Below are 6012 nucleotides of genomic sequence, written 5' to 3' on the forward strand. Positions count from 1 at the left end.
AGAATAGCACAATCATCTACGTTGGCAGCTGTAATTTCAATTTCTGCAAAATAACCATCTAAAGTAACTGCAGCATGAAGCTTTAAACCGTAATAAGTTTCTTTTTTAGATGCACAGTAACCATAAGATGAAATATCTCTAAATCGTTTACTAAAATGAGCTCTGACATATGATGTCCCCCTATTTTTGTAATGTAAGAGTAAGATATCATATGATTGGAGCTTATTCTACTTGTAAATTTAACTAGCACAACTCGTTAGTATAATAATACCAATACTCATCGCACTGCCTATCAATCTACAGTGCAAACTGAGCAGGCGATGATTGTATTCATGTATCTGGGTCACTTTTTTGTGACAACAGATGAACTTTCTAAGTATCTGTGGGACAGTAGTTTACTATCTTTGTTCCATAGGTGCTTTTTTACTTACGAAGCACAAACCCCCATTTTATATACCCTAAGATAAACCCGCAACTTAATTTTACTGGAGGTTATATTATGGAGAACAAAAAATCTATTGAAAATAGCACTGAACTTTCCCGTCATCAAACTGCTATGCATCTATCAACGCTTAGCATTATCGTTAATATTGTACTTTCACTTTTTAAACTTCTTGCAGGAATACTTGCCCATTCTGGTGCCATGGTTTCTGATGGCATTCATTCAGCTTCTGATGTTTTTAGTAACTTTATTGTCATGATTGGGGTAACCTTATCTAATAAACAACCTGATCATGAGCATCCATATGGTCATGATCGTTTTGAATGTATTGCTTCTATTGTTCTTGCCGCTTTGTTATTAGCTACTGGGATAGGTATTGGCAAAGCAGGACTAGAAACCATTATAAGTGGCCACTATGAAAATCTTAAAGCACTTGGTCTTTTAGCCCTTATCGTGGCTGGTATTTCTATTCTCACTAAAGAATGGATGTCCCAAATCACACGCTTAACAGCGAAAAGGATTAACTCCGGTGCCTTATGGCAGATGCTTGGCATCATCATTCTGATGCGCTTTCTCCCATTGGCGCATTTATAGGGATTTTAGGTGCTAGAATGGGAATAATGATTCTTGACTGCGTAGCCAGCCTTGTTATCTGCATTTTTATTGCCAAAGCGGCTTTCGATGTTTTTATGGATGCAACTAATAAAATGGTTGATAAGTCTTGTGATGCACAGCTCATTGCACAAATGAAAGAGATTATTGCTGCTGAAACTGGCGTCTTAAATATTGATGATCTCCGCACGCGCTTATTTGGGCCAAAGATCTATGTGGATATCGAAATATCTGCTGATGGAAATTTATCACTTAACGAGGCTCATACCATTGCAGAGCATGTACATGATAACATCGAAGCAAACTTTACTGATGTAAAACATTGTATGGTTCATGTTAATCCAAAGGCGCTATAACATTTTAGAATCATTTAAACCTTTAACATGAAAAGTTAAGAGATTAAAAGAAAGCATAGACCTTTTGCTCAGTCTATGCTTTCTTTTAATCTCTATATCTATCATACTAATAATCCATAAGTGCCATATTAGATATTAAAAGTTGTCTCAAATAAAACACGAGCACTTCCACCTACTTTTACTGAGCTTATTGTGCTATCTGTCATTTTAATATGCACATGGATTCTTCCCTTTTTATTCATGTGGTCCCCTTGTTCCATGATGAACTTCATATTCTCACTACATTCAATTCTATCCCTGCAGTATTTCACTAAATAACAGCCTAATGCCCCAGCTGCAATTCCCGTTACTGGATCTTCATTCACGCCAACTGTCGGTGCAAAATGTCTGGCAACAGTTATGCTTTCTAAATCCAGTGTATCAAATGAAAATAAATGAAATCCATTGGTATCTAACTTCTTGCATATATTATAGATTTTATTAAAGTCAGGTTTCATAGCTACTAATGTCTTACGATTCACAATCGGTATGATTAATTTCATTCTACCAGTAGATACATTTTGAATAGGATATTCTTCCATTAATGCGCTGACATCTACATTAAGTGCCTCAGCAATCTCCTCTCTACTTACAGAGACTTCTATAAACTTAGGATTTTGCTGGTGCATCATAATTTGAGTCGGTTCTTCTAATGCATTTCTTTCTATATTTATAGGTAATACCCCTATATTAGTCTCATGTGTTATCTTACTTTTCCCTATCATTCCTAATTTGCTCAGTACATAATAGGCCGCAACTGTCCCATGTCCACACACATTCACTTCCGTTTTAGGTGTAAAATATCTTGTCCTAAAGTCAGCTGCTTTGCTGCTAGAAACAAATACCGTTTCTGAAGCATTTAATTCAGTAGCAATCTTTTGCATTTCATCTTCAGTTAAAGCATCTGCATTTATAATAACTGGCGCTTGATTACCTTGAAAGTTTTCATTTGTAAAAGCATCTACATAATACATTTTTACACTTTTCATATTTCTAATTTCCTTTTTATCTTATTTAGTATTAATTGTTCAATCTGAACCTATCCTTTTTCATCTATATTATATACCAAAAAGCAGTTCCAGTTTGCTTAAACTTACTGGAACTGCTTTTTATTACCGCATTTTAATCGTTTTAGATTTTGGAAATGTGATCACGATGGCGAAACGCTCATTATGATAGTCCGCTTCAATTTTACCCCCAAATTGTTTTACAATCTCTTTTGTGATTGCTAATCCGAGTCCTGTTGTTTTTTTATTTCTAGATTTATCTTTGGTATAAAACCTTTCAAAAATGCAGTTTAACTCTTCACTTGTTATAGGTTCACTTCTATTTGAGAATAGGAATGTATACCCCGCTTCTTCCTTTATTTCAAAGTGATAATTGCCTTCCCCATGTGTCACTGTATTAAATATAATGTTTGAAAATATTCTCTTTAAGCCTTGTTCATCCCCTTCAATGATACAAGGTGTATTAGGCATACTAACCATTGGCTCCTCTCCCCTATTATAAAAGTCATTATAATGCATGGCCAGTACATCCATAAAGATCCCTTTGGCATCTATGGGTATGCGTTCATAACTGATTTCTCCTGATTCAAGGCGTACATACTCAAATAACTGCTCAAGTAACTTTTTAACCGTATTTTGTTGTTCTAATATAATCCCTATGTACTCTTGTTTCTCTTCTTCTGTAACCTCTGATTGCAGCATCTGAACATATCCACTGGCAGTGGTCAAAGGCGTTCTCAAATCATGAGAGATATTGGTGATGCTATCTCTAAAGTTTTTATTAAGCCGCTTAATCTTGATCCTTGAAATTCTATTTTCTTTTAAATAATTGTTTAGTATCGTTACGAGGTCTACTATATCCTTTTGTCTTGCTAATACTGTTAATAACTGATTCTTATCTTCTAATGTAATGATCTCATTTAACTGCTCTGTAATATGTTTGATATTCATACGATAGTACATATGGTATAAAACAAATATAATCAAAGCAAGTAACAATATACATGTATATATCATCCAAATATTTTCCATCTCTAATCCTTTATATACCTATTTACAAAATATTTCTTGTAGTCTTTTTGCATCTGCATCAAATGATTTATGTGGTAGGTAAATATTATAGTCTTCTATTGAGGCATATTCATTAAAATCATTAATATATTCTTTTAGTTCGACTACTATCTTTTGCAAGTATTTTAATTCACCTTCACTAAGTGGTTCTTTGACTAAATAGGATATCCTATCTAATTCATCATGAATACTCCTAAATTTTGAGTAGACATATCTGGAACGATTAATATGTCTAATGTCATCAAAGTATTTTTCTTCAATCGTATCTTGGTAGATAACCCCGCTCTGTAGCTCAGAGATATTCTCAATATCGCATAAGACCTCTATCAAAGCATGGAAGTCATGCATTTCTTTATTGAACTTTTCCTTGCTTTCATAGAAATATGAGGTGCTAAGTATTGATATTAAAGCTGTTGCTAGTAATGTCAAAATCCATATTACTTTTACTTTCATTTAGGCAAGTCCTCTCTTATATTAACTTTATTAATATATTAGTCTATATCCAGCTTTGAAAACAATAGGCACGAACTAACTATTGTTATAATCCCAAGTGCTAAAAATATGCCTGAACATATGTAAACATCTTTAGGGTTTGAAGCATAATCTAGAATAATACTACGCATATTCGAAAAAGAGTATCTTATAAAAATACTGTTTTGGGTTAATACCTTAAGAAAATATGCCAATAAATCTTTGCTAAGTACAAATAATATGGCAACCAAAATTGAAGCTACACCATTTTTAAATACATAAGCCAGTAAGGTCCCAATCCCTGCAATGCCAAAAAACATACAAAGTGTGCCAATACTCATACCAAGTAGGGCCATTAAATCAGCTTCTCCAAATTGATTAAAAATCGTACTGACTAATGAATACGCAGCACCAAATATCAATAAGAAGCCTGCAATGGCGAAATACATGGCAATATATTGACCCACCACTAACTTCCATCTGGCTATGCATGACAAGTCATTTGACGGATGGTCCCATTGGCATATTCACTGGTAATTAAGAACGTTACAAATATGAGAATGAGATAGTAAGTAATATCTTGACCATAAACTTCCTGATAACTGGAAATTCCTGTTGATAACTGCTGAGCTTCTTCACCATAATAAAGATTAGATGCTAGTATTAAGGCAAACATCATTAAAAGAACAACTGATAGTATCATAAAAATTTTGCTTTTAAATATTTTATAAAACTCACTTATAATCACATTAAGCATTATTCATTTCCCCCCATCTGTTTGATAAAGTATGCTTCGATATCATCACCTTCTAATCCAATGTGCGATACTAAAACCCCATTCTCAACTAATACTTTATTAATTTCAGCGGGCTGGTCCAAATAATCATAAATATGTATTCTGCCTTCACTTAACACTTTATAATCTTCACTTTTTATAGTATGCCTTATAATATAAGACGCCTTGTCTGTATCATTCACTTCTAATGCAATATACCTTTTACAACGTGTTTCTAAATCTTTTGCTGAAAACTCATCTATTAAATTACCTTCTTTAATGATGCCGTACTTTGTAGTTATTTTAGTCAGTTCACCTAAAATATGTGAAGAGATTAAAACCGTAATATCCCTTTCATAATTAAGTTTTAAAAGTAATTCTCTAATTTCTATAATCCCAGAAGGATCTAAGCCATTAATAGGCTCATCTAGAATAAGAAAATCCGGATTGCCTATGAGAGAAATAGCAATTGATAAGCGTTGTTTCATGCCTAGTGAAAATTTCTTCGTCTTCTTGTTATCTGTGTTTTGAAGCCCTACTAAATCCAGTAATTCATCCACATCATTATCCTGTAGCAGGCCCAGTAACTTACTATAGTAAATCAGATTTTCTCTAGCTGTCATAGCAGGATAAATCGCTGGCTGCTCAATCATGCAGCCAATTCTTTTCCTACCCTTATTTAAATTCATACTTTCAAAGAGTTTCACTTCTCCCTCACTTGAATGAATCAAACCACAGATTATTTTCATAAGTGTCGTTTTACCTGCACCATTTTTACCTATTAAACCATAAATATCCCCCTTTTTAATATTGATATTTACTTTGTTTAAAGCTAGCTGCTTTGTATACTTCTTTGTCAAATTACTTGTCTGCAATACATAACTCATATGTTCTCATCCCATACTTCTATAAAATTAATTATCTTGCATTTTATATCCAATTCCCCAAACGGTTTTTATGTATTTATCTTCATCATTTAACTTATTGCGTAAATTACTAATATGAACGATAACAGCTCGATCATCAACCACATATTCTTCAGACCATATGCTCTCAAATATGTTTTGTTTCGTAAATACCTTTTTCGGGTTAGTCATTAATAATTCCAATATAGAATATTCTTTGGCCGTAAGCTCTATCAGTTTATCATTTATAAATACAGTATGATTTTCACTGTCTAAAACTAAATCTTTAAACTTAAAGATTTTAACATTATTAGCGGCTTGGCTTTATTCACCC

7 protein-coding genes, 2 pseudogenes and 1 riboswitch are annotated in these 6012 nt (G+C 33.3%); of the genes and pseudogenes, 1 reads left to right on the forward strand and 8 read right to left on the reverse strand.

The window, feature by feature from the left end; translation table 11 throughout:
• Positions 1-164 (reverse strand): annotated as a pseudogene (locus JCM14822_RS22200) (IS982 family transposase); the annotation flags it as partial.
• Positions 165-299: 135 nt separating this feature from the next.
• A riboswitch (NiCo riboswitch) is annotated at positions 300-393 on the forward strand.
• A gap of 106 nt (positions 394-499) precedes the next feature.
• On the opposite strand from JCM14822_RS22200, the pseudogene JCM14822_RS17565 reads away from it, so the two are divergent.
• Positions 500-1410 (forward strand): annotated as a pseudogene (locus JCM14822_RS17565) (cation diffusion facilitator family transporter).
• Positions 1411-1538: 128 nt separating this feature from the next.
• On the opposite strand, the gene JCM14822_RS17570 reads toward JCM14822_RS17565, so the two are convergent.
• From JCM14822_RS17570 to JCM14822_RS22215, 7 genes are all read right to left on the reverse strand, one after another.
• Complete coding sequence (locus JCM14822_RS17570) at positions 1539-2438, reverse strand: PhzF family phenazine biosynthesis protein (RefSeq protein WP_054743859.1); 900 nt, start codon at positions 2436-2438, stop codon at positions 1539-1541.
• Between the two features lie 123 nt (positions 2439-2561).
• Entirely contained in the window at positions 2562-3488 is a 927-nt protein-coding gene (locus tag JCM14822_RS17575; protein ID WP_054743861.1) for a sensor histidine kinase, read from the reverse strand.
• A gap of 18 nt (positions 3489-3506) precedes the next feature.
• Positions 3507-3980 carry a hypothetical protein gene (locus JCM14822_RS17580; RefSeq protein WP_054743864.1) on the reverse strand — a complete coding sequence of 158 codons (474 nt, stop codon included), beginning with the start codon at positions 3978-3980 and terminating at the stop codon, positions 3507-3509.
• A 38-nt stretch (positions 3981-4018) separates the two neighbouring features.
• Positions 4019-4465, reverse strand: coding sequence for a hypothetical protein (locus tag JCM14822_RS22205; protein ID WP_242861554.1), 447 nt, complete (start codon positions 4463-4465; stop codon positions 4019-4021).
• Between the two features lie 17 nt (positions 4466-4482).
• The gene (locus JCM14822_RS22210; protein ID WP_242861555.1) at positions 4483-4755 is read right to left on the reverse strand and encodes an ABC transporter permease; all 273 of its coding nucleotides are present in this window, start codon (positions 4753-4755) and stop codon (positions 4483-4485) included.
• Positions 4755-5660 carry an ABC transporter ATP-binding protein gene (locus JCM14822_RS17590; RefSeq protein ID WP_054743866.1) on the reverse strand — a complete coding sequence of 302 codons (906 nt, stop codon included), beginning with the start codon at positions 5658-5660 and terminating at the stop codon, positions 4755-4757. The genes JCM14822_RS22210 and JCM14822_RS17590 overlap by 1 nt, the downstream gene beginning before the upstream one ends.
• Before the next feature lie 27 nt (positions 5661-5687).
• Entirely contained in the window at positions 5688-5978 is a 291-nt protein-coding gene (locus JCM14822_RS22215) for a winged helix-turn-helix domain-containing protein (protein ID WP_083461550.1), read from the reverse strand.
• Between the last annotated feature and the right edge of the window lie 34 nt (positions 5979-6012).

The organism is Cellulosilyticum ruminicola JCM 14822 (assembly GCF_001311925.1).
GTDB classification, from domain to species: Bacteria; Bacillota; Clostridia; order Lachnospirales; family Cellulosilyticaceae; genus Cellulosilyticum; species Cellulosilyticum ruminicola.

Bases quoted from the DNA above. Each gene is read 5' to 3' on its own strand.
- JCM14822_RS17575 (WP_054743861.1), bottom strand. From the start codon at position 3,488: ATGGAAAATATTTGGATGATATATACATGTATATTGTTACTTGCTTTG.
- JCM14822_RS17590 (WP_054743866.1), bottom strand. From the start codon at position 5,660: ATGAGTTATGTATTGCAGACAAGTAATTTGACAAAGAAGTATACAAAG.
- JCM14822_RS17580 (WP_054743864.1), bottom strand. From the start codon at position 3,980: ATGAAAGTAAAAGTAATATGGATTTTGACATTACTAGCAACAGCTTTA.
- JCM14822_RS22210 (WP_242861555.1), bottom strand. From the start codon at position 4,755: ATGCTTAATGTGATTATAAGTGAGTTTTATAAAATATTTAAAAGCAAA.
- JCM14822_RS17570 (WP_054743859.1), bottom strand. From the start codon at position 2,438: ATGAAAAGTGTAAAAATGTATTATGTAGATGCTTTTACAAATGAAAAC.